General features: G+C 68.4%; 23 protein-coding genes. 16 read left to right on the forward strand and 7 right to left on the reverse strand.

Going from position 1 to position 19,832, the window contains the following annotated elements; translation table 11 throughout:
* The first annotated feature begins 39 nt into the window (after window positions 1–39).
* From KUH32_RS04125 to KUH32_RS04145, 5 genes are all read left to right on the forward strand, one after another.
* Complete coding sequence (locus tag KUH32_RS04125; protein ID WP_217776794.1) at window positions 40–1,239, forward strand: GNAT family N-acetyltransferase; 1,200 nt, start codon at window positions 40–42, stop codon at window positions 1,237–1,239.
* Entirely contained in the window at window positions 1,236–1,526 is a 291-nt protein-coding gene (locus tag KUH32_RS04130; RefSeq protein WP_217776795.1) for a 4a-hydroxytetrahydrobiopterin dehydratase, read from the forward strand. Before KUH32_RS04125 ends, KUH32_RS04130 begins: the two co-directional genes overlap by 4 nt.
* A gap of 65 nt (window positions 1,527–1,591) precedes the next feature.
* Window positions 1,592–2,068, forward strand: coding sequence for a GNAT family N-acetyltransferase (locus KUH32_RS04135; RefSeq protein WP_217776796.1), 477 nt, complete (start codon window positions 1,592–1,594; stop codon window positions 2,066–2,068).
* A gap of 91 nt (window positions 2,069–2,159) precedes the next feature.
* On the forward strand, window positions 2,160–3,329 hold the full coding sequence (locus tag KUH32_RS04140) for an MFS transporter (protein ID WP_217776797.1): 1,170 nt from the start codon (window positions 2,160–2,162) through the stop codon (window positions 3,327–3,329).
* Between the two features lie 29 nt (window positions 3,330–3,358).
* Window positions 3,359–3,973, forward strand: a complete 615-nt coding sequence (locus tag KUH32_RS04145; protein WP_217776798.1) for a GNAT family N-acetyltransferase — start codon at window positions 3,359–3,361, stop codon at window positions 3,971–3,973.
* Here KUH32_RS04145 and KUH32_RS04150 read toward each other — a convergent pair.
* Window positions 3,868–4,356 (reverse strand): peroxiredoxin, encoded by a 489-nt coding sequence (locus KUH32_RS04150; RefSeq protein ID WP_217776799.1) that lies wholly within the window; start codon window positions 4,354–4,356, stop codon window positions 3,868–3,870. The genes KUH32_RS04145 and KUH32_RS04150 overlap by 106 nt on opposite strands.
* Window positions 4,357–4,432: 76 nt before the next feature.
* On the opposite strand from KUH32_RS04150, the gene KUH32_RS04155 reads away from it, so the two are divergent.
* The 3 genes from KUH32_RS04155 to KUH32_RS04165 all read left to right on the forward strand — a co-directional run bounded on the left by KUH32_RS04155 (window position 4,433) and on the right by KUH32_RS04165 (window position 6,704).
* Complete coding sequence (locus tag KUH32_RS04155; RefSeq protein ID WP_217776800.1) at window positions 4,433–5,653, forward strand: NAD(P)/FAD-dependent oxidoreductase; 1,221 nt, start codon at window positions 4,433–4,435, stop codon at window positions 5,651–5,653.
* Window positions 5,650–6,207, forward strand: a complete 558-nt coding sequence (gene rsmD, locus KUH32_RS04160; protein ID WP_217776801.1) for a 16S rRNA (guanine(966)-N(2))-methyltransferase RsmD — start codon at window positions 5,650–5,652, stop codon at window positions 6,205–6,207. Before KUH32_RS04155 ends, rsmD begins: the two co-directional genes overlap by 4 nt.
* Window positions 6,208–6,524: 317 nt before the next feature.
* A complete protein-coding gene (locus KUH32_RS04165; RefSeq protein ID WP_217776802.1) occupies window positions 6,525–6,704 on the forward strand; it encodes a hypothetical protein in 180 nt (59 codons plus the stop codon).
* Between the two features lie 4 nt (window positions 6,705–6,708).
* On the opposite strand, the gene KUH32_RS04170 is transcribed toward KUH32_RS04165, so the two are convergent.
* Window positions 6,709–7,755, reverse strand: coding sequence for a TRAP transporter substrate-binding protein (locus KUH32_RS04170; RefSeq protein WP_217776803.1), 1,047 nt, complete (start codon window positions 7,753–7,755; stop codon window positions 6,709–6,711).
* A gap of 256 nt (window positions 7,756–8,011) precedes the next feature.
* On the opposite strand from KUH32_RS04170, the gene KUH32_RS04175 reads away from it, so the two are divergent.
* Window positions 8,012–8,980, forward strand: coding sequence for an MBL fold metallo-hydrolase (locus KUH32_RS04175; protein ID WP_217776804.1), 969 nt, complete (start codon window positions 8,012–8,014; stop codon window positions 8,978–8,980).
* A gap of 54 nt (window positions 8,981–9,034) precedes the next feature.
* Here the strand turns inward: KUH32_RS04175 and KUH32_RS04180 are convergent, their stop codons facing one another.
* Window positions 9,035–10,207, reverse strand: coding sequence for an MFS transporter (locus tag KUH32_RS04180; RefSeq protein ID WP_217776805.1), 1,173 nt, complete (start codon window positions 10,205–10,207; stop codon window positions 9,035–9,037).
* 40 nt (window positions 10,208–10,247) lie between these two features.
* On the reverse strand, window positions 10,248–11,057 hold the full coding sequence (map, locus tag KUH32_RS04185; RefSeq protein ID WP_217776806.1) for a type I methionyl aminopeptidase: 810 nt from the start codon (window positions 11,055–11,057) through the stop codon (window positions 10,248–10,250).
* 150 nt (window positions 11,058–11,207) lie between these two features.
* Between map and KUH32_RS04190 the strand changes: the two genes are divergently transcribed.
* Complete coding sequence (locus tag KUH32_RS04190) at window positions 11,208–12,107, forward strand: mechanosensitive ion channel family protein (RefSeq protein ID WP_217776807.1); 900 nt, start codon at window positions 11,208–11,210, stop codon at window positions 12,105–12,107.
* A gap of 87 nt (window positions 12,108–12,194) precedes the next feature.
* Complete coding sequence (locus KUH32_RS04195; RefSeq protein WP_217776808.1) at window positions 12,195–12,836, forward strand: hypothetical protein; 642 nt, start codon at window positions 12,195–12,197, stop codon at window positions 12,834–12,836.
* Here KUH32_RS04195 and sfsA read toward each other — a convergent pair.
* On the reverse strand, window positions 12,819–13,517 hold the full coding sequence (sfsA, locus tag KUH32_RS04200; protein ID WP_217776809.1) for a DNA/RNA nuclease SfsA: 699 nt from the start codon (window positions 13,515–13,517) through the stop codon (window positions 12,819–12,821). The two genes, KUH32_RS04195 and sfsA, sit on opposite strands and share 18 nt — an antisense overlap.
* A gap of 48 nt (window positions 13,518–13,565) precedes the next feature.
* Here sfsA and KUH32_RS04205 point away from each other — a divergent pair, with 48 nt between their 5' ends.
* Genes KUH32_RS04205 through KUH32_RS04220 form a run of 4 tightly spaced genes read left to right on the forward strand, consistent with a single transcriptional unit; the run spans window position 13,566 to window position 16,522 of the window.
* On the forward strand, window positions 13,566–14,288 hold the full coding sequence (locus KUH32_RS04205) for a competence/damage-inducible protein A (RefSeq protein ID WP_217776810.1): 723 nt from the start codon (window positions 13,566–13,568) through the stop codon (window positions 14,286–14,288).
* Entirely contained in the window at window positions 14,285–15,028 is a 744-nt protein-coding gene (locus tag KUH32_RS04210) for a GNAT family N-acetyltransferase (protein ID WP_217776811.1), read from the forward strand. Before KUH32_RS04205 ends, KUH32_RS04210 begins: the two co-directional genes overlap by 4 nt.
* A gap of 8 nt (window positions 15,029–15,036) precedes the next feature.
* Window positions 15,037–15,594: a peroxidase-related enzyme gene (locus KUH32_RS04215; protein ID WP_217778282.1), complete on the forward strand. Its 558-nt coding sequence runs from the start codon at window positions 15,037–15,039 to the stop codon at window positions 15,592–15,594.
* The gene (locus KUH32_RS04220) at window positions 15,566–16,522 is read left to right on the forward strand and encodes an OmpA family protein (protein WP_217776812.1); all 957 of its coding nucleotides are present in this window, start codon (window positions 15,566–15,568) and stop codon (window positions 16,520–16,522) included. The genes KUH32_RS04215 and KUH32_RS04220 overlap by 29 nt, the downstream gene beginning before the upstream one ends.
* Window positions 16,523–17,222: 700 nt before the next feature.
* Here KUH32_RS04220 and KUH32_RS04225 read toward each other — a convergent pair.
* Window positions 17,223–18,128, reverse strand: coding sequence for a LysR family transcriptional regulator (locus KUH32_RS04225; protein WP_217776813.1), 906 nt, complete (start codon window positions 18,126–18,128; stop codon window positions 17,223–17,225).
* Between the two features lie 207 nt (window positions 18,129–18,335).
* Between KUH32_RS04225 and KUH32_RS04230 the strand changes: the two genes are divergently transcribed.
* The gene (locus KUH32_RS04230) at window positions 18,336–18,776 is read left to right on the forward strand and encodes a DUF4399 domain-containing protein (RefSeq protein ID WP_217776814.1); all 441 of its coding nucleotides are present in this window, start codon (window positions 18,336–18,338) and stop codon (window positions 18,774–18,776) included.
* Window positions 18,777–18,856: 80 nt separating this feature from the next.
* On the opposite strand, the gene KUH32_RS04235 is transcribed toward KUH32_RS04230, so the two are convergent.
* Entirely contained in the window at window positions 18,857–19,807 is a 951-nt protein-coding gene (locus tag KUH32_RS04235) for a zinc transporter ZntB (RefSeq protein ID WP_217776815.1), read from the reverse strand.
* Window positions 19,808–19,832 lie beyond the last annotated feature (25 nt).

Below are 19,832 nucleotides of genomic sequence, written 5' to 3' on the forward strand. Positions count from 1 at the left end.
CGCCCCGGCGCCCAGATAGTGCCGGGCAAGCGAGGCAAAATGACCGATCAAAGCCCCGGCGCCACCATCGCCGTGACCGTCCTGACCAGCCTGTCCCAGATCGCCGCGGCGGAGTGGGATGCCTGCGCCTGTCCCGAGGCCGCCGATGGCGGGCGGCCGAACGACCCGTTCACCACGCATCGCTTTCTGCATGCGCTCGAGGCGTCGGGATCGGTGGGGGCCGGCACCGGCTGGGATCCGCGTTATCTGGTGGCCGAGCTGGACGGAAAGATCATCGGCGTCGCGCCGCTTTACGCGAAATCGCACAGCCAGGGCGAATACATCTTCGACCACAACTGGGCGCATGCCTATGAACGGGCGGGCGGGCGCTATTACCCCAAGCTGCAGATCGCCGTGCCCTTCACCCCCGCCACCGGGCGGCGGTTCCTGACCCGGCCGGGCTTTGAGACGGCGGGCCTGGGCGCGCTGGTGCAGGGCGCGGTGCAGCTGGCCGCAGAGAACCGGCTGTCGTCATTGCACGCCACCTTCTGCACCGAGGCCGAGGCCATCGCCGGCGAGGCGATGGGGCTGATGCGCCGCACAACCCAGCAATATCACTGGCTGAACGACGGCTATCGCGATTTCGAAGCCTTCCTCGCCAGCCTGAATTCGCGCAAGCGCAAGACCATCCGCAAGGAACGCGCCCGCGCGCAGGCCTTCGGCGGAACGATCCGGATGCTGACCGGCGACGCCATCGAGGATCGGCACTGGGACGCGTTCTGGCGATTCTACCAGGATACCGGCGCGCGGAAATGGGGCACGCCGTATCTCACGCGCAAGTTCTTTGCCATCGCCCATGACACCCTGCGCGACGACATCGCGCTGGCCATCGCCGAACGCGACGGGCGTCCGGTGGCGGGCGCGCTGAACTTCATCGGGCGCAACACGCTTTTCGGCCGCTACTGGGGCTGCATCGAAGATCATCCCTGCCTGCATTTCGAAGCGTGCTACTATCAGGCCATCGATTTCGCCATCGCCCACGGCATGGCCCGGGTCGAAGCCGGCGCGCAAGGCGATCACAAGCTGGCGCGCGGCTATCTGCCGGTGCCGATCCATTCGCTGCACTGGATCGGCGACACGGGTTTTGCCGAGGCGGTGGCGAAATACCTGCAGGCGGAACGCCGCGCCGTGGACGAGGATATCGAGATCCTCACCGCCTACGGTCCGTTCCGCAAGGACAGACGGGAGGAACCGGAGTGACCGAGAGATTGACCGATGCCGTGCGCGAAACGCTGCTGGCGCCGTTGCTGGCCTGCGGCTGGACCCTGGTCGAGGGCCGCGACGCGATCACCAAGACCTTCGTCTTCGACGATTTCACCCAGGCCTTCGCCTGGATGACCCGGGCCGCGATGTGGGCCGAGAAGTGGAACCACCACCCCGAATGGTCGAACGTCTACAAGACCGTGACCGTGGTGCTGACCACCCATGACGTCGACGGCCTGTCATCGCTGGATGCCAAGCTGGCGCGCAAGATGGACAGCCTCTAGGCGGCAACGCCCGCTTGGCCTGCGCGCGGCTTGCTCCGTCGCTGTGGCGGTCTTAGCGTCGGGTCATGGATTTTTCCCTGCAGGACGCGTCGGACGCGCACATCGCCGCTATCGCCGCGATCTGGGAACAGGGCTGGCATGACGCGCACTCCCGGATCGTGCCGGACATTCTGCGCGACCTGCGCGATACGCAAAGCTTTGTCGACAGGGCCCAAGCGCATCGTGCGGACACGCGGGTGGCGGCACGCGACGGCATCGTGGCCGGGTTCTGCATGACGCTTGGAGACGAGCTTTATCAGCTCTACGTCGCACCCGATGGCCGGGGAACGGGCCTGGCCCAGGCGCTGGTCGCCGATGCCGAGGCGCGGATCGCGGCAGCGGGCCACGCCACCGCCTGGCTCGCCTGTGCAGTCGGCAACACACGGGCGATGCGATTCTACGAAAAGGCCGGGCGGCGCAACATCGGCCTCGTGTCGGTGGACCTTGAAACCCGATCCCGGCCTTTCGCGCTCGAGGTCTGGCGCTACGAGAAACGGGTTTGACAACGTCGCGCTGGAAACCTCATCACCGGCCTGAACGGCTGCGCATGATTTATGCGTGGCGCAGGCGGCCGATTGCGGATAGCGCAGGGCCATGCCGTTGCTGCGATCCAATCTGTTTTCTGTCCTTCTGCTGTGGCTTGTCGGCCTGGGCGCGGCCGCGCAATTCGCCAAGGTGGCCGTGCCTTTCGACACGGTGCGCGCGCTGTATGGTGACTGGGGCGATGCAACGGGTTGGCTGGTCTCGTCGATCAGCTTGATCGGCGCGGGCCTGGGCATCGTCGCCGGGGGGCTGGTTGGCCGGTTCGGCGCGCGCCGGCTGGTGCTGGCCGGTCTGGGTCTGGGCGCGGTCTGTTCGCTCTGGCAGGCGACATTGCCCGCCTTTCATATCCTTCTGGCGACGCGCCTGGTCGAGGGCCTGTCGCATCTGGCGATCGTCGTCGCCGCCCCCACGCTCATCGCGCAGCTCAGCGCGCCGCGGTGGCGCGGCGCCGCCATGACGCTGTGGAGCACGTTCTTCGGCGTCTCGTTCGCCCTGGTGGCGTGGCTTGCCATGCCGTTGGCCGGCCCCGCGGCCCTGGCCCGGTTGTTCGCGGGCCACGGCGCGATCCTGCTGGGGCTGGCCGGGCTGGTCGCCGTGTTTCTGCCCGAAGGCAGCATTCGGCCAGCCTCCTCGGACGAGGTCCGTGGTATCGGGGCGCTGCACGCGCAGACCTATCGTTCGGCCCATATCATCGCGCCGGCCGCCGGATGGCTGCTGTATACGCTGACCTTCGTGTCGCTGCTGGCGCTCCTGCCCGGCCTCCTGCCCGCCGGACAGGCGGGCTGGGCGGCAACGCTCATGCCGCTGGTCAGCATCGCCGCCTCGCTGGGGCTGGTGCCGGTCCTGCTGCGGCGTGTTTCGGCGATCACGACGGTGGTGGCGGGCTTCGCGCTGGCGGCGGCGTTGATCGCGCTCAACCTGTTGGCCGATCTGCAACTGGTCTTTGCGGTGACGTTGTTCGCCTTTCTCGGCCTGGTGCAGGGTGCAAGCTTTGCCGCGATACCGGAACTCAACGCTCGGGCGCAGGACCAGGCGCTGAGCTATGGCGCGATGGCGCAGACCGGCAATATCGGCAACCTGCTGGGAACGCCGCTTTTGCTGGCGATCCTGAGCGCGGCAGGCAGCGGCGCGATGTATGCGACGATCGTGGCGCTCTATCTCTGCGCCATCGTGCTGCATCTGTGGCTGGCGCGGCGGCGCGCCATGACCGGCCCGGTCTGACATCGGGTCGCCACGGGTCGCGGGCGGTTGTGCCGCGGGGCCTGCGGACCTGGCCTGCGGGCACGGCATTCACCCTGAAGACCGGCGCGGATGGCGACATCCGGCTGATCGCCGCGATCCGGGAAACCGGCTGGCACGACGCGCAGGCCACCATCGTGCCCGACAGCCTGCGGTGGCAGCGCACGATAAAAGGCTTTCGGGACCGGACGGCATCGCATCGTGCTCGCACGCAGGTGGCGATGGTCGACGGCGCCGTCGCGGGGTTCTGCATGGTCGTCGCAGACGAGCTTTGCCGGCTCTACGTCGCGCCGCCGGCGCGCGATGCGGAGGTCGCCCAGGCGCTGGTTCAAGATGCCGAGAACCGGGTCCGGGCCGCTGGTCACCGAACTGGCTGGCTGGCCTGCGCGGTCGGCAATGATCGGGCCGCGCGGTTCCACGACAAGGCCGGCTGGCAGAACGTGGGAACCCGCCCGGTTCAGCTTAGAACGCTTGTCGTCCGCCGCTGGGCGGGCGCGAGGGCGCCCGCCAGGAAACCCGTTCAGATCGCCGCCAGCAGCGCCTCGCCGCCCGAGATCTCGCAGGTGCCGGGGCTTTCCTCTTCGTGCAGGACCTTGACGGTACCGTCCTCGACGAACATCGCATAGCGCTTGGACCGTGCCAGCAGGCCGGCGGGCGGGGCGTCGAAATCCATGCCGATGGCCTTGGTGAAGCCCGACCCGGCATCGGCCAGCATGGTGATCCCGGCGGCGGTGGCGCCGGTGGCCTCGCCCCAGGCCTTCATCACGAAGGGATCGTTGACCGACACGCAGATGATCTCGTCCACGCCTTTGGCGGCGAATTCGTCCTTGGTGCGGATGAAGCTGGGCACATGGGCCGAATGGCAGGTCGGCGTATAGGCGCCCGGCACGGCAAAGATCACCACCTTGCGACCCGCCGTCTTGCCCGACAGCGCGACCTCTTCGGGGCCGTTCGCGCCCAGCTGGATCAAGGTTGCCTCGGGCAGTGTGTCACCAGTCGAAATGGCCATTGTCGGGTCTCCTGCAATTGCGTTTTCCGTGGCTCGGCATATAGGGTCGCGCGAGGGAAGTGAAAGGGAAAATCGGATGACGGATGTGGTGGTGATCGGCGCCGGGCAGGCCGGCGCCTCGCTGGTCGCACGGCTGCGGGCCAAGGGCCATGACGGGCGGATCACCCTGATCGGCGCCGAACCTGTGCCGCCCTACCAGCGCCCGCCCCTGTCCAAGGCTTACCTGCTGGGCGAGATGGAGGAGGAGCGGCTGTATCTGCGTCCCGCCAGCTTTTATGCCGAACAGGACATCGCGCTGGTGACCGGTCAGCCCGTCACGGCGATCGACCGCGCGGCGCGCCGCGTCCAGACCGCTGGCGGCGCGGTGTCCTACGACCATCTCGCGCTCTGCACCGGCGCCGTGCCGCGCCGTCTGCCCGCCGCGATCGGCGGTGACCTGGACGGCGTCTTCACCGTCCGCAGCCTGGCCGATGTCGACGCGATGGCGCCACGCTTTACCGCCGGGGCGCGCGTGCTGATCGTCGGCGGCGGCTATATCGGGCTCGAAGCCGCCGCCGTGGCCGCCAAGCGCGGTCTACACGTCACGCTGATCGAAATGGCCGACCGTATCCTGGCCCGCGTCGCCGCCCCGGAAACCGCCGACTACTTCCGCGCCCTGCACGCCGCGCACGGCGTCACGATCCGCGAGGCCACCGGCCTGGCCCGCCTGACCGGCGAGACCGCCGTGACCGGCGCCGAGCTTTCCGACGGCTCGCGGCTGGACGTGGATTTCGTCATCGCCGGGATCGGCATCGCGCCGGACACCGCCCTTGCCCGCGCCGCGGGGCTGGAGATCGACAACGGCATCGCCACCGATGCCTATGGCCGCACATCCGACGCGCATGTCTGGGCGGCGGGCGATTGCGCGTCCTTTCCCGCGCCGCAGGGCCGGATGCGGCTGGAAAGCGTCGGCAACGCCATCGACATGGCCGAAGCCGTGGCCGACAACATGCTGGGCGCGGGACTGCCCTATCATGCCAAACCGTGGTTCTGGTCGGACCAGTACGACGTCAAGCTGCAGATCGCGGGTCTGGGCACCGGGCATGACCGCGTGGTGATCCGCGACGACGGCAAGGGCGCGCGGTCGCATTGGTATTTCGGCGGCGGGCGCCTGCTGGCGCTGGACGCGATGAACGACCCGCGCGCCTACATGGTCGGCAAGCGGCTGATCGAGGCGGGGCTGTCGCCGGAGCCCGCCACCGTGGCCAACCCCGATACCGATCTCAAGGTGCTGATGACCACGATGATGCGCGGATGAGGATCGTCGCGGGCGACTGGCGCGGGCGGCGACTGGCCGCGCTTGGCAAGGGCGACCCGGCGGCGCATCTGCGCCCCACCACCGACCGCGTGCGCGAGGCGCTTTTCAACATGCTGGCGGGCGGCCGGTTCGGCGATCCGATCATCGATGCCGTGGTGCTCGACCTCTTCGCCGGCACCGGCGCCCTGGGGCTCGAGGCGCTGTCGCGCGGCGCGGCTTCGGCGACCTTTGTCGAAACGGGCCGCGCCGGGCTGCGGCTGCTGCGCGACAACATCGCCAGCCTGGGCTGCGCCGACCGCGCGCAGGTGCTGGCGGTCGATGCCACGCGCCTGCCCGCCGCGACCGAACCGGCGACGCTGGTCTTTCTCGATCCGCCCTATGGCAAGGGCCTGGGCGAGGCCGCGCTGGCCGCCGCGCAGGCCCGGGGCTGGATCGCCCCCGCCGCGCTGGTGGTCTGGGAGGAAGCAACCGAGCAAGCCGCGCCGCCGGGCTTCACCCGGCTTGACGCCCGTCGCTACGGCGACAGCTGGATCACGATCCTGCGGGCGGAGTGACGCGGGGGGCGGCGATTTGCGGCTGAGCAAAAAGGGGGCGTTTCGTAACATCGGACGTCCTTGGGAAAGCCGCACGTCGTCGGGCCGCGGTGCGGCGATCTGCGGCCGGGGTTGCGCAGTTAATACCTGCCAAATCCGCAAGCTGTCCGAGCCTCGCGCAAGCTTCGACAAATCGCCGTGCCGGGGGGCGGCCCGGCGATGCGCGGCGCCCCGGATCAAGTCCGGGGCTTGATTCCCCGCCTGGTATTGAGACCGAAAGAAAGCAGCGGGCACCGAGTCCCCAATACACAACAATCACATTCTGCTAATCTTGTTCCATGACCACGCTCACCAGCCCCTTCGCGCCCGCAACCGACACCCGGGACAAACCAAAACCGGCCCCACCGCGCAGCGGGCCGGTTCTGATCGGCGATTGCATCACCCCCTGGGGCGGCGAGACGATGCTGCTGGCGCTGATGCGCCGCTGGCAAAACGCGCCGGAGGACCGGGACGTCTGACCGCTCAGCCGTCGGCGGGTTCTGTCCCCACAGTCGCCGCCACCGCCTCGCGCGCATCGCGCACCAGGCCCGCACCGTCCAGTCCACGCGCGCTCATCTCGGCGATCCAGTCCTCGGTCACCTCGGCGCCCAGACCCTCGATCTGCCCGGACAAATCCGCATCCATCTCGGCGATCTCGTTGCCGGCCTCGTCCATCGCGGTACGCCCCTCGGCATCGCCGGTGTCATGCGCGCGCCCCGCCCAGGCCGAGGTCTCGAACCCGGAATTGGCGTCGATCACGGCGCGCAGGTCGGCGGGCAGGCCCTCGTAGACCGCCTTGTTCATCGCCCAGATGAAATACAGGTTATACAACGACCGGTCGCCCGCCACGTCGGTGTGGCTGTCCGTCAACTCGTCCAGTTTCAGCGACGGCGACATCTCCCAGGTGATCACGCCGCCATCCACCACGCCACGCGCCAGCGCCTCGGGAAAGGCGGGAACCGGCATGCCGATGGGCGTGGCGCCCAGCTTGTCCAGCAAAAGGGTGGCCGGGCGCGACGGACCGCGCAGCTTGAGCCCCTGGAAATCCTCCAGCGTCCCGATCGCCGGGCCGGTCTTGTGCACGATGCCGGGGCCGTGCATGTGCGCGGCGATCAGGTGCACATCGGCGAAATCGTCAGCCAGGTGTTTCTGGGTGAACAGCCAGGCCGCCTTCGACGCCTCCTCGGCGGATTTCGTCACCATGAAGGGCAGTTCCAGCGCCTCGGCTTCGGGGAACCGGCCCGGCGTGTAGCCGGGGATCACCCAGCCGCCGTCGATGGCGCCGTCGCGGATCAGGTCGTATTGCGCCGTGGCCGAACCGCCCAGCTGCATGAAGGGAAAGATCTCGATCTTCAGGCGCCCGCCGGATTCGGCTTCGACCTTCTTCGCCCAGGGCTCGATGAAATATTTCGGGTTGGCCGAATTGGGCGACACGAAATGCTGAAAGCGCAGCGTGACGTCCTGCGCCGCAACGGCGGTGCCGGCAACCGCAAGAAGCGCGGCAAGAGCGGTGGAGCGGATCGGGTTCATGGGCACGGTTCCTCTTGTTTTGGACCGGGGACGCTGCGGTGCAGCACGCGCCTTAGATATGCAGACACCCGATCAGTTGCAAACGATTCGCAAAAAGATGCGGCGGCGATCGACCTTCAGACCCTTGAGCCGGCTCGCAAATCCGCGATGACCGGGAATTGCCGCGCCGTTTTCCCCCTGCCGGATCAGGGCTGGATTTCGGCGCGGCGGGTGATATTCTCGCATTCACAAACGTGAATGACACCGGGGAGCCACCATGCCCGTCCTTCGACCGACCCGCCGCGATCTGCTGGCGATGGCTGCCGCGATGCCGGCGCTGACCCTGCCCGCTGCCGCCCGTGCCCAGCTGGGTGCGCCCGCCGCGGCCAACCCCGCGCATTTCGCCTTTACCCTGGGCCAGGCGCGGCTGACCGTGGTGTCGGACGGCCACCTGACCCTGCCGACCAACGGGCTGGGCGTGAATGCCGACCCGGCCGAGGTGCGCGCCTTTCTGACGGCGCATTTCCTGTCGCCCGACACCAATTATTCCCACACCAACCACCTGGTGATCGAACTGGGCGATGCGGTGGTGCTGGTCGATGTCGGTTCGGGCAACCGCTTTGTCGACAGCGCGGGGCGGCTGATGGCCAATCTCGACGCCGCGGGGATCGACCCCGCCGCGATCACCCATGTCGTCATCACCCATGCCCATCCCGATCACATCTGGGGCGTGCGCGACGATTTCGACGAGGCGATCCTGCCCGACGCCGCCTATTTCCTGGGCGCGGCCGAGCGCGATTTCTGGATGCAGGACGGACTGGTCGACCGGGTTGCGCCCGAGATGCAGCAATTCGTGCTGGGCGCGGTGAACTCGATCAATGTCGATGGCGCCGACTGGACGCCGGTCGGCAATGACGACGAAATCGCGCCGGGCATCCGGGTGATCGACACGCCGGGCCACACACCGGGGCATCTGAGCGTGGTGGTGGAAAGCGACGGCGCGCAGCTGATCGCGCTTGGCGATTGCATGACCCACGCCTATGCCAGCTTTCAGCGGCCGGATTGGGTGAACAGCTTCGACATGGATGCCGAAACGACGGTCACCACCCGCAAGCGCCTGCTGGACATGGCGGCCGCCGACCGGATGGCGGTGCTGGGCTACCACTTTCCGTTCCCCGGCGTCGGTCACGTGATGCGGGACGGCGACGCCTACCGCTTCGTCCCGGCGCTGTGGCAGTTCGGATAGAGCGGGACAGGTCTTTGCCGTCCGCGGCGGCCTTCGGCCCCGGCTCCGGGGCGGTCAGTCGCCTTGCATCCGCGCGTTGACGACCCGCTGCGACCACAGCAGATGCGCCAGTGCCGCCAGCGCGGCGACCCCGCCGGCGATGCCCAGCATCTCCAGCCCGGCCAGGTCCAGCACCAGCCCGGCCGCCGCCGATCCGGCGGCAATGCCGACATAGATCGCCGCCGCGTTCAGCGACAGCAGCACCGAAGCGCGCTGCGGGTCCAGCGCGATCAGCCGCATCTGCTGCCCCGCGGTGAACGACCAGCCCGCGAAGGACCACACGAAGACCAACCCCAGCAACAGCCAGCCGGGCATCGGCAGCGTGGAAAACGGCGGCATCAGCACGATCTGCGCCAGGCATAGCAGGGTCAGCGTCCGTGCCGGGCCGATCCGGTCGGCCAGCCAGCCGCCCGCCAGGTTGCCCAGCACCGCCGCGGCGCCGAAGACCAGCAGCGCCAGCGTGATGCCGTCGCGGCCATAGCCCATCGTTTCGCTCAAAAGCGCAGGCAGAAAGGTATAGGGCACGTAGATCGCCGCCAGGAAGGACGCGGTGAACAGCACCGCGATCATCATCGGGCCGTCGCCCAGCACCCGGCCCAGATCGGCCAGCTTGACCGGCGGCAGGCTCAGACCCGCCGGCACGCGCGTCCAGACCAGCCAGAGGCAGGGCAGCGCCAGCGCCGCCACCAGGCCGAAGGCCGCCTGCCAGCCGAAGGTATAGGCGATCCAGCCGCCCACCGGCACACCCGCGACCTGGCTCAGCGTCAGCCCGAACAGCACCGCCGCCAGCGCCTTGCCGCGCTGTTCGGGTGCGCTCAGCGCCGCGGCGATGGCCGATGTGACGGGCGTGACCACGCCCGCCCCCGCCGCCGCGACGACCCGCAACAGCAGCAACGGGCCCAGCCCGTCGACCAGCGCCGCCAGCGCCGAGGCCAAGGCGAATAGCGCCAGCCCCCAGAACAGGACGCGCCGCCGCCCGATCCGACCGGTCAGCGCCACCAGCAAGGGCGACAGCACCGCATAGGCAAAGGCATAGACCGTCAGTACCCAGCCCACCGAGGCGACCGGAACGCCCAGCCCGCCGGACAGCGGCTCCAGCAAACCGATCACGACGAAGGCGCCCATGCCGATCACGAAATTGCACGCCGACAGCAGCGCGATCAGGCCACGGGGCGCGGTGTCGGTCATGGCTTTGGCGCTCCTCATCCGCGCGAGAGGCGCCGCGCGCTCAGTATGTGGGGTGGAACTTGCCGCCCGGCGACAGGGTAAAGATGTCGACCCCGTCGGCGGTCACGCCGACCGAATGTTCGAACTGCGCCGACAGCGACTTGTCGCGCGTCACCGCCGTCCAGTCGTCCGCCAGAACCTTGGTTTCGGGCCGGCCCAGGTTCACCATCGGCTCGATGGTGAAGAACATGCCCTCTTCCAGAACCGGCCCGGTGCCGGGGCGGCCGTAATGCAAAACGTTGGGCGGAGCATGGAACACCCGGCCCAACCCGTGGCCGCAGAAATCGCGCACCACCGACATGCGGTTGGCCTCGACGAAGGTCTGGATGGCATGACCGATATCACCGAACGTGTTGCCCGGTTTGACCGCCTCGATCCCCTTCATCAGCGAATCGTGGGTGACCTGGATCAGCCGTTCCGATTTCCGGCTCAGCCGGCCCGCGACATACATCCGGCTGGTATCGCCGAACCAGCCATCGACGATAACCGTGACGTCGACGTTCAGGATGTCGCCGTCCTTGAGCTTCTTGTCGCCGGGGATGCCGTGGCAGACCACGTGGTTGACGCTGATGCAGCTGGCGTGCTGATACCCCTTGTAGCCGATGGTGGCACTGGTCGCGCCGGCCTTTTCCACCTCGGCCTGGATGAAATCGTCGATCGCGGCGGTGGTCTGGCCGACAAAGACGTGATCGGACACATCGTCGAGGATGCGGGCGGCCAGGGCACCGGCCTTGTGCATGCCGGCGAAATCGCCGGGCTGGTGAATGCGGATGCCATCGCGGGTCTGGCGTCCACCCTGATCGTGGTTCACGGCACGCTACTCCGTCGTGATTTTCCCGATACTTAATCGCCTTTTTGCCGCAAGACCACCCTGCCGCGCAATCGCCTGTATCGGGAACCGCGGGGCCGCATCGTGCGTTGTCGGACGAAGACCGGCAATACCGCAAGAAGGGACCCGCCCATGTTCGAAACGATCGACACCGTGATGCAGACCGAAATCTACGGCGGCAAGGCCATCGCCGACCTGCTGACGCTGGAATTCCTGGCCGCGCTACTGGGTGACGTGCTGGCCGCCATCGTGATCCTGCTGCTCGGCCTGGCCATCGGCGGCTGGCTCAAGCGCCGGGTGACGCATATCGGCCAGCGGCATGCGCATCTCGACAACACGCTGTTCGGCTTTCTCGGCAATGTCGTGCGCTACATCGCGGTCGGGTTCGCGCTGCTGTTCGTGCTGAACACCTTCGGCGTGGAAACCACGTCGATCGTCGCGGCGATCGGCGCGGCTGGCCTGGCCATCGGCCTGGCCCTGCAGGGCACGCTGTCGAACGTCGCGGCCGGGGTGATGATCGTGCTGTTCCGCCCCATCAAGCTGGGCGATTTCGTCGAGGTGGCGGGCAAGACCGGCACCGTGCAGGATATCAATCTCAATACCACGACGCTGGCCAGCCTGGGCAACACCCAGATCATCATCCCCAATTCCGAGGTCTGGGGCAACGTGATCGAGAATTACTCGGTCTACGACCGCCGTCGCGCGGAATGGGTTTTCGGCGTGGGCTACGGCGCTGATCTCGCCAAGGCCGAACAGGTGATCCGCGACACGATCATGGCCGACGACCGGTCGCATGCCGATCCCGAACCGTTCGTCCAGGTCAACAACCTGGGCGCCAGCTCGGTCGATTTCCTGGTCCGTGTCTGGGTCGATAGCAGCGCGTATTTCCAGTATCAGGCCGATATGAAACGCCGCGTGAAAGAGGCGCTGGACCGCGAAGGGATCGACATCCCCTTTCCCACCCGCACCCTGCATGTCGAACGCGACGCCGGGGCGGCCGAAACCGCGCGGGACGGCCGCGAAGCCGCCTGAGCACCGGTCGACGGCGCATTTGGCGGTCGGGGGCGGCTGGCCTATCCTCGGGCCGATTCCGTTCCGCCGACACCGAGGATCCGTTCCATGCGCCCGACCGCACCGCTGCTCGCCCTGGTCCTTCTGCCGCTGCCGCTGGCCGCCGATCCCTGCCGCGACCGCATCGCGGCGATGTTCGATGGCGGCGCGCTCGATCCCTTCGCCCGCCCGCCGCATCGCTACGTGATGACCACGACCGGGCCCGACGGCGCGGTCAAATCGATCTATCATGCGGTGTTCGAAACCCCGATACGCAGCCTGGGCTGGACCGAGGGCGCGGGGATGCAGTCGTTGATCCTGGGCTCGGACAGCTGGATCCGCATGGCCGAGGACCAGCCCTGGATGGCCGCGCCCAACATGGTGCCCGCCGATCACGAGGGTTTTGCCCGCGCCCAACGCGCCCAGCAGCGTGCCAACTTGGATGACACGGCCTGCCCGGGCACGGCCGATCTGGACGGCACCGAGGTCGAGATCGTGCGCTATTTCACCCGCACCGATCCCAATCCCGAGGCCGGCGGCGCCTGGTTCGGGTCGGCGAACACGGTGTTCATCGACCCCGCAACCGGGCGCGTCCTGCGGTGGGAGGTAACAGACGCCGTCAGTTCCTTTTCCCCCGATCCCAGCCCGGACATTCAGGTGCTGGTCTACACCTACGACGACACCATCGCGCTGTCAGAGCCGGACGGGTAGCGGTCCGCCCGCCTCGATCCCGCGCGGGTCGATTTGGCAACCAAGCGCCATCACCTCGACCCCCGCCGCCACCGCCCGGGCCAGCCCCGCCGCATAGTCCGGATCGATATCGCCCGCCACGGTGACGCGGTCGCAATCGCTGCGCTGCACCAGGAACAGCAGCACCGCGCGGTGCCCCTGGCCCACCATCGCCGCCAGGTCGCCCAGATGCTTCAGCCCCCGCGCCGTGACGCTGTCGGGAAACTCGGCCAGGCCGGGCCGGCGCGACAGCGTCACCGACTTGACCTCGACATAGATGTCGCGCGCCCCGCCCAGCAGGAAATCCACCCGGCTCTTTTCGGCATAGGGCACCTCGGCGCGCAGGCTGTCGAACACCTCCAGCGCCGGCACGCGGCCGGCTTCCAGCGCAGCGCGCACCACCCGGTTGGCGGCACCGGTATCGACCCCGGTGAACCGCCCGGCGCCGTGATCCACCAGACGCCAGGCGAATTTCAGCTTTTTCTTCGGATCGTCGTTCGGCTCCAGCCAGATCCGCATCCCCGGTTCGGCCAGCCCCAGCATCGATCCGGGATTGGCCACATGCGCCGTCACCTCGCGCCCGTCTTCCAGCACGCAATCGGCCAGAAAGCGTTTGTAGCGGCGTGTCAGCGTCGCAGGCAGCAGTTCGGTTTGAAAGCGCATGAACCCGGGCCTATACCGGGGGCAAGACCCGCGCAAGGAGGCCCCGCCATGCCCAACCCCACCGCCGCCATGCTGGTGATCGGAGACGAGATCCTGTCAGGCCGCACGCGCGACGCCAACATGCATTACCTCGCGGGCGAATTCACCAAGCACGGCATCGACCTGAAAGAGGCCCGCGTGGTTTCGGACGCACCCGACGCCATCGTCGCGGCGCTGAACGCGCTGCGCGCGGCCTATGATTACGTCGTGACCTCGGGCGGGATCGGGCCGACCCACGACGATATCACCGCCGATTGCGTGGCCCGCGCCTTCGGCGTCGGCATCGACGTGCGCGACGACGCCCGCGCCATCCTGCAGGCGCATTACGATCGCCAGGGGCTGGAACTGAACGCCGCGCGGCTGCGCATGGCGCGCATTCCCGACGGTGCCGCGCTGATCGACAACCCGGTCTCGGCCGCGCCGGGCTTTTCCATCGGCAACGTGCACGTCATGGCCGGCGTGCCCAGCGTGTTCCAGGCGATGGTCGCCAGCGTGCTGCCGACGCTGACGGGAGGCGCGCCGCTGTTGTCGCAGACCCTGCGGGTGATGCGCGGCGAAGGCGACATCGCCGGGCCGCTGGGCGCGTTGGCGGCCGATTTCCCCGATCTCTCCATCGGCTCCTACCCGTTCCAGCGCGACGGCATCTTCGGCGCCAACATCGTGGTGCGGGGCGCGGACGGCGCCCGTGTCGACGCCGCGATGACCCGGCTGTCGGGGCTGTTCGCCGAATGACCGATGCTCCCGACCTGAACCGGCTCTTTGCCGCCAGCGACGCCACCTGGCCCGCCGCGGCGCGCATCGACGCCGGGCCGTGGCGCCTGCGCGAAGGCCGGGGCGGCGGCAAACGCGTCTCGGCCGCCACCGCCGAAGGCCCGTGGCGCGACGACGATCTGCCCGCCGCCGAAGACGCGATGCGACTGATGGGCCAGCCGCCGCTGTTCATGCTCCGGCAGGGCGAAGATGCGCTGGACGCCGCGCTGGACGCGCGCGGCTACCGCATCATCGATCCGGTGCGCATCTGGCTGTGCCCGATCGACCATCTGGCCGACCGCAAGATCCCCCGCGTCACCGCCTTCGCCATCTGGGAACCACTGGCCGCCATGCGCGAGATCTGGGCGCAGGGCGGCATCGGCGAAGGCCGCATCGCCGTGATGGAGCGTGCACCCGACCCCAAGACCGGGCTGTTCGGCCGTGCCGCCGACCATCCCGCCGGCGCCGGGTTCTGCGCCGTGCATGACGGCATCGCCATGGTCCACGCCCTGGAAATCGCCGCACCCTTTCGCGGCAAGGGGCTGGGCGGCTGGATGATGCGGCTGGCGGCGCATTGGGGCCGCGCGCAGGGCGCCACCCACATGGCCGTGCTCTGCACCAAGGCCAATGCCGCCGCCAACGGGCTCTACGCTTCCCTCGGCCTGGCGGACGTGGGAGAGTATCACTACCGCATCCTCGACGACGAAAGCGACGACACGTGACCCAGGACATGCCCACCGCGCTCGACCTGCCGATGGTCGACCCGCTGCCGCCCGAGACGCAAAAGTATTTCGACATCTGCCAGGACAAGCTGGGCATGGTGCCGAACGTGCTGCGCGCCTATGCGTTCGACATCGACAAGCTCAACGCCTTCACCGCGATGTACAACGACCTGATGCTGGCCGACAGCGGCCTGACCAAGCTGGAACGCGAGATGATCGCGGTGGTCGTGTCCTCGGTCAACAAATGCTTCTACTGCCTGACCGCGCACGGCGCCGCGGTGCGGGCGCTGTCGGGCGATCCGCAACTGGGCGAGATGCTGGTGATGAACTGGCGCGCCGCCCGGCTGGACGCTCGCCAGACCGCGATGCTGGGTTTCGCCGAAAAGATCACCCGGGCCTCGTCGGAAATCACCGAGGCCGACCGCGCCGCCCTGCGCGCGGCAGGCTTCAGCGACCGCGACATCTGGGACATCGCCAATGTCGCGGGCTTTTTCAACATGACCAACCGCGTGGCCAGCGCCACCGACATGCGCCCGAATGCCGAATACCACGCGCAGTCGCGCTAGGGCGCTGGCCCTGCTCGCGGCGCTGGCCCTGCCCGCCGCCCTGCCCGCGCTGACCCTGCCCGACGGCGCCGCGCGCACCGCCCAGCAGGTCGGCGATCCCGGCCGCTACCCGCTGCCCACCGGCCCCTGGACGCTGGATGCCGGCCTGCCCGTGCAGGTGGTCGAAGGCCGCGTCGTGCGCGAGGCCTGGCGCATCGACGGCACCGGGCTGACCCCCAGCCAGATCATCGTGCCCCTGCGCGACGAACTGGCCGCGCAGGGGTTCGAGATCGTGCTGGATTGCGCCGCGTCCGATTGCGGCGGTTTCGATTTCCGTTTCGGCACCGAAGTGCTTCAGGCCCCCGCCATGCTGGTCGACCTGACCGCCTTCCGCTTCGTCTCGGCCCGGCGCGGCGACGGCGCGGTGGTGTCGCTGCTGGCCAGCCGCACCGGCAATGCGGGATACCTGCAGGTCGTGCGCGCGGGCTTTGGCAGCGGCGACGGGTTCCAGGTCGGAACCGGCGCGCCGCGGCTGGTGGCCACGCAACCCGCGGCCGCCGCCCCGCAACCGCCCGGCAGCCTGACCGAACGGCTCGAGACGCAGGGACATGTGGTGCTCAGCGATCTCGATTTCGCTTCGGGCTCGGCCGACCTGGCCCGCGAAACCTATGCCTCGCTCGACGAACTGGCCGCCTATCTGCGCGGCAATCCCGACCGCACCGTGGTCTTCGTCGGCCATACCGACGCGACGGGTTCGCTGGCCGCCAACCAGGCGCTGTCGACCCGCCGCGCGCAATCGGTGGTGGCCTATATGCGCGCCCGCGACGTGCCCGCCGCCCAGGTCTCGGCCGATGGCGTCGGCTATCTCTCTCCGCGCGCCACCAACCTCACCCAGGAAGGCCGCGACACCAACCGCCGGGTCGAGGCGGTGCTGCTGTCGACCGAGTGATGGTTGCGCCGAGATCGGGGCGTCTTCGCTTGCATCCAAATGTCCGCTCTGCGGACGAAGGGGACGTTCGTTCAGAGCACCCAGGGCGCGGAATCAAGGGCGAAGCCCGCCGGGCCGCGCCCTCCCTCCACCTTGGGAGGGCGCATTTGCGACGCCGCACACCCGCACAATCGCGGGAGGTTTGTGGGACCATGAACCGGCGACAACAGCCGTCGAGAGCGCCCACCCGAGGGAGGGCGCGGCCCTGCGTTGCTCCGGCGCTCACCGTCCGCCAAGGGCTCAGAGCGGACATCTGACGCTTTATGTCGGCCATGCGGGTCTCCCGAAGGCATCCAAGGTCGGCTTGGCGGACGAAGCGGACGTTCATCGTCACCGTGACAAGCCGCGCGTTGCCGGGCCGCGGTGCGGCGATCGATTGCCGGGATTGGGCGCTTTATGGCAACCACGTCCGGACAACGGCCGAGCCTTGCGCCCGTGTCGCCAAATCGCCGTGCCGTGGGGGCGGCCCGGCGATGCGCGGCGGCCTGCGGCCTTGATTCCGCGCAGGCACGGTGTCCGCCAAGGGCTTATAGCGGCCGCACGCGGCGCTCGCGACACGCTTTCGATCCGCAAGTCATGGACGCCTCGCACGGCAGAAAAAACCCGGGCCGAAGCCCGGGTTCGCAGTCAGCCTATCAGGACAGGCACGGGGAAGATCGGCTCACCACTTCAGCGGGCCCTTTTCGGCGAACTGGTGGACCAGGAAATCGATGAAGGCGCGCACCTTGGGCTGGGTGAACCGGCCCGGCGGATAGACCGCGTAGATGCCTTGCGTTTCGACCGGCAGATCGGGGATCGCATCCTCGACCAGCCCGGCCTCCATCGCTTCGTGATACAGGTAGGACGGCAGATAGGCGATGCCCAGACCCGCGATGCAGGCGTTCAGCAGCGACTGGCCGTCATTGACGCTCAGCCAGCCGGCGGTGCGCACCTGGCGCTTTTCGCCCGACGGCGCGGTGATCTTCCAGACATTGCCCGACGACTGGTTCGAGTAATGCAGCAGCTTGTGCTCGTTCAGGTCGTCGATCCGCGCGGGGCGGCCGAATTTCTCGAAATAGGACGGCGCCGCGATCATCCGCTTGGTGGTCTCGGTCAGCTTGCGGGCGCGCAGCGTGCTGTCTTCCAGCTCGCCGATACGCACGGCCATGTCGAAGCCTTCGGAAATCAGCTCCACATAGCGGTTGTTCAGCACCATGTTCACGGTGATGTCGGGAAATTCCGCCAGGAACTCGCCCAGCACCGGCGACATGTGGTTCACGCCGAAATCCGTGGCGACCGAGATGCGCAGCAGGCCCGAAGGCGCCGATTGCATCGAGGTGACCAGCGCGTCGGCCTCGCCGGCATCGTTCAGCACCCGGCGGGCGCGGTCGTAATAGGCCAGGCCGATCTCGGTCGGGCTGACGCGCCGCGTGGTGCGGTTCAGCAACCGTGCACCCAGCCGCGCCTCGAGACTCGAGACATGCTTGGACACGGCGGACTTGGAAATGCCCATCTTCTTGGCGGCGTCGGTAAAGCCCCCCTGGTCCACCACCGTGGCGAACGCCTCCATCTCGGTCAGACGATCCATTCCCGTCTCCCATCGCTTCAACTGTCGGAGAGGGTTATCGGCGGCAAAAGGGGCGCAACTACGGCGCGGGGTGGACAATATCGGGGTATTGCCGGGCAGTGTCGGCGTTGGCGAAACGACAACGGCGCATCGCCGCGGCGCCGCTTCGTGCTATCATTCCCGATTGCGGGCGGCATCGCGCGCCCCGCACAAACGGGAGGTTCTGCCATGAAACGTCTTCTTTCCGCGGCGGCCATCGCCGCGTTCTCCGCCACCGCCGCCCTCGCCCAGGGCACCCCCGCGCCAGAGGGCGCAGCGGTCTATTTCGTCGCGCCCGAAGACGGCGCCACGCTGTCCGGCCCGGTCAAGGTGATCTTCGGCCTCAGCGGCATGGGCGTCGCGCCCGCCGGCGTCGAAAAGGAAAACACCGGCCATCACCATCTCTATGTCAACCGCGCGCCCTTCGGCGAAGGCGAGATGGATGCCGAGATCGCCGCCAACGGCATTCCCAGCGACGACAACCACCGCCATTTCGGCGGCGGCCAGACCGAAATGACGCTGGACCTGCCCGCCGGCACCCACACGCTGCAACTGGTGCTGGGCGATCATTTCCACGTGCCGCACAACCCGCCCGTGGTGTCGGAACAGATCACCATCGTGGTGGAATGACCCGACGGGACGGCGGGCGGGGCGATGGTCCGGGCCATGCCCGGGCCGAGCGGCGCCCGCCGTGCCCGAGATTCCGTGCCTCAGATCCAGCGGATCGCGCGGAACAGAAAGAACAGCCCCACCGCCACCGCGACATTGATCGCCGCGAAGACCGGAAAGGCCCAGGCCCAGCCGGTGCCCGGCATGCCGGCGATGTTCACCCCGAACAGACCGGTCAGGAACCCCAGCGGCAGGAACACCGCAGCGACCACCGACAACGCATAGGAATTCCGGCTGTGCTGCGCCGACAGCACCCCGGCCATGTGATCGTGCAGCGCGGCGATCCGGTCGCGCAGCGAATCCAGCTCTTCCACCACCCGCACCATGCGGTTGGCGATCTCGGCCAGCTGCGGATGCGCCACCGCCGCGATGGGCTGTTCCAGCCGCGCCAGCCTCAGCAGCGCCTCGCGCTGCGGCCCGCAATAGCGGCGCAGCTTGATGACCCGCCGCCGCAGCGGGCCCAGCGCGTCATGCGACAGAACCTCCTGTTCGTGCACGTCCTCTTCCAGCGCATCGATCCGGTCCTCGTAATCCAGCGCCACGTCCTCGATGCGGTCGACGATCAGGTCCGCCAGGACATCGACGAAGGCCACCAGGTCGACCGGCGCGCCGCCCTGCTCGATCCGGTCCCGCAATGTCTCGGCGGCAAAGACCTTGCGGCGCCGCACGGTGATGACCTGCCGCGCATCGACCCAGATCCGCAGCGACACCATGTCGACCTGGTCGGCGCCGGCATTGAGGTTGATCGCCCGCAGGTTCAGCATCAGCCCGCCGGGCAGCGCGTCGCAGCGCGGCCGCGTTTCGGTGGCGGCCATGGCGCGGCCGGGGATGTCGGGCAGGTTGCGCGCCAGCCAGTGCTCGGTGTCCGGCCGCGTCAGGTCGAGATGCAGCCAGCGATAACCGTCATCCGGCGGCGGCGAATCCCAGGCCCCGTCGACCAACGCGCGGGCCGTGGCGTCCGGGGCGATGTCATAGGCATAGATCGGCGTCATGGCCCCACCTAAACGCGTTCCGCAA

Source organism: Thalassococcus arenae, from assembly GCF_019104745.1.
GTDB lineage: Bacteria > Pseudomonadota > Alphaproteobacteria > Rhodobacterales > Rhodobacteraceae > Thalassococcus_B > Thalassococcus_B arenae.

Coding starts and splice junctions, on each gene's coding strand:
- KUH32_RS04175 (WP_217776804.1), top strand. CDS start 8,012: ATGCCCGTCCTTCGACCGACCCGCCGCGATCTGCTGGCGATGGCTGCC.
- KUH32_RS04140 (WP_217776797.1), top strand. CDS start 2,160: ATGCCGTTGCTGCGATCCAATCTGTTTTCTGTCCTTCTGCTGTGGCTT.
- KUH32_RS04180 (WP_217776805.1), bottom strand. CDS start 10,207: ATGACCGACACCGCGCCCCGTGGCCTGATCGCGCTGCTGTCGGCGTGC.
- KUH32_RS04230 (WP_217776814.1), top strand. CDS start 18,336: ATGAAACGTCTTCTTTCCGCGGCGGCCATCGCCGCGTTCTCCGCCACC.
- KUH32_RS04235 (WP_217776815.1), bottom strand. CDS start 19,807: ATGACGCCGATCTATGCCTATGACATCGCCCCGGACGCCACGGCCCGC.
- sfsA (WP_217776809.1), bottom strand. CDS start 13,517: ATGCGCTTTCAAACCGAACTGCTGCCTGCGACGCTGACACGCCGCTAC.
- KUH32_RS04210 (WP_217776811.1), top strand. CDS start 14,285: ATGACCGATGCTCCCGACCTGAACCGGCTCTTTGCCGCCAGCGACGCC.
- KUH32_RS04155 (WP_217776800.1), top strand. CDS start 4,433: ATGACGGATGTGGTGGTGATCGGCGCCGGGCAGGCCGGCGCCTCGCTG.
- KUH32_RS04220 (WP_217776812.1), top strand. CDS start 15,566: ATGCCGAATACCACGCGCAGTCGCGCTAGGGCGCTGGCCCTGCTCGCG.
- rsmD (WP_217776801.1), top strand. CDS start 5,650: ATGAGGATCGTCGCGGGCGACTGGCGCGGGCGGCGACTGGCCGCGCTT.
- KUH32_RS04170 (WP_217776803.1), bottom strand. CDS start 7,755: ATGAACCCGATCCGCTCCACCGCTCTTGCCGCGCTTCTTGCGGTTGCC.
- KUH32_RS04125 (WP_217776794.1), top strand. CDS start 40: ATGACCGATCAAAGCCCCGGCGCCACCATCGCCGTGACCGTCCTGACC.
- KUH32_RS04150 (WP_217776799.1), bottom strand. CDS start 4,356: ATGGCCATTTCGACTGGTGACACACTGCCCGAGGCAACCTTGATCCAG.
- KUH32_RS04190 (WP_217776807.1), top strand. CDS start 11,208: ATGTTCGAAACGATCGACACCGTGATGCAGACCGAAATCTACGGCGGC.
- KUH32_RS04165 (WP_217776802.1), top strand. CDS start 6,525: ATGACCACGCTCACCAGCCCCTTCGCGCCCGCAACCGACACCCGGGAC.
- KUH32_RS04225 (WP_217776813.1), bottom strand. CDS start 18,128: ATGGATCGTCTGACCGAGATGGAGGCGTTCGCCACGGTGGTGGACCAG.
- KUH32_RS04195 (WP_217776808.1), top strand. CDS start 12,195: ATGCGCCCGACCGCACCGCTGCTCGCCCTGGTCCTTCTGCCGCTGCCG.
- KUH32_RS04205 (WP_217776810.1), top strand. CDS start 13,566: ATGCCCAACCCCACCGCCGCCATGCTGGTGATCGGAGACGAGATCCTG.
- KUH32_RS04215 (WP_217778282.1), top strand. CDS start 15,037: ATGCCCACCGCGCTCGACCTGCCGATGGTCGACCCGCTGCCGCCCGAG.
- KUH32_RS04135 (WP_217776796.1), top strand. CDS start 1,592: ATGGATTTTTCCCTGCAGGACGCGTCGGACGCGCACATCGCCGCTATC.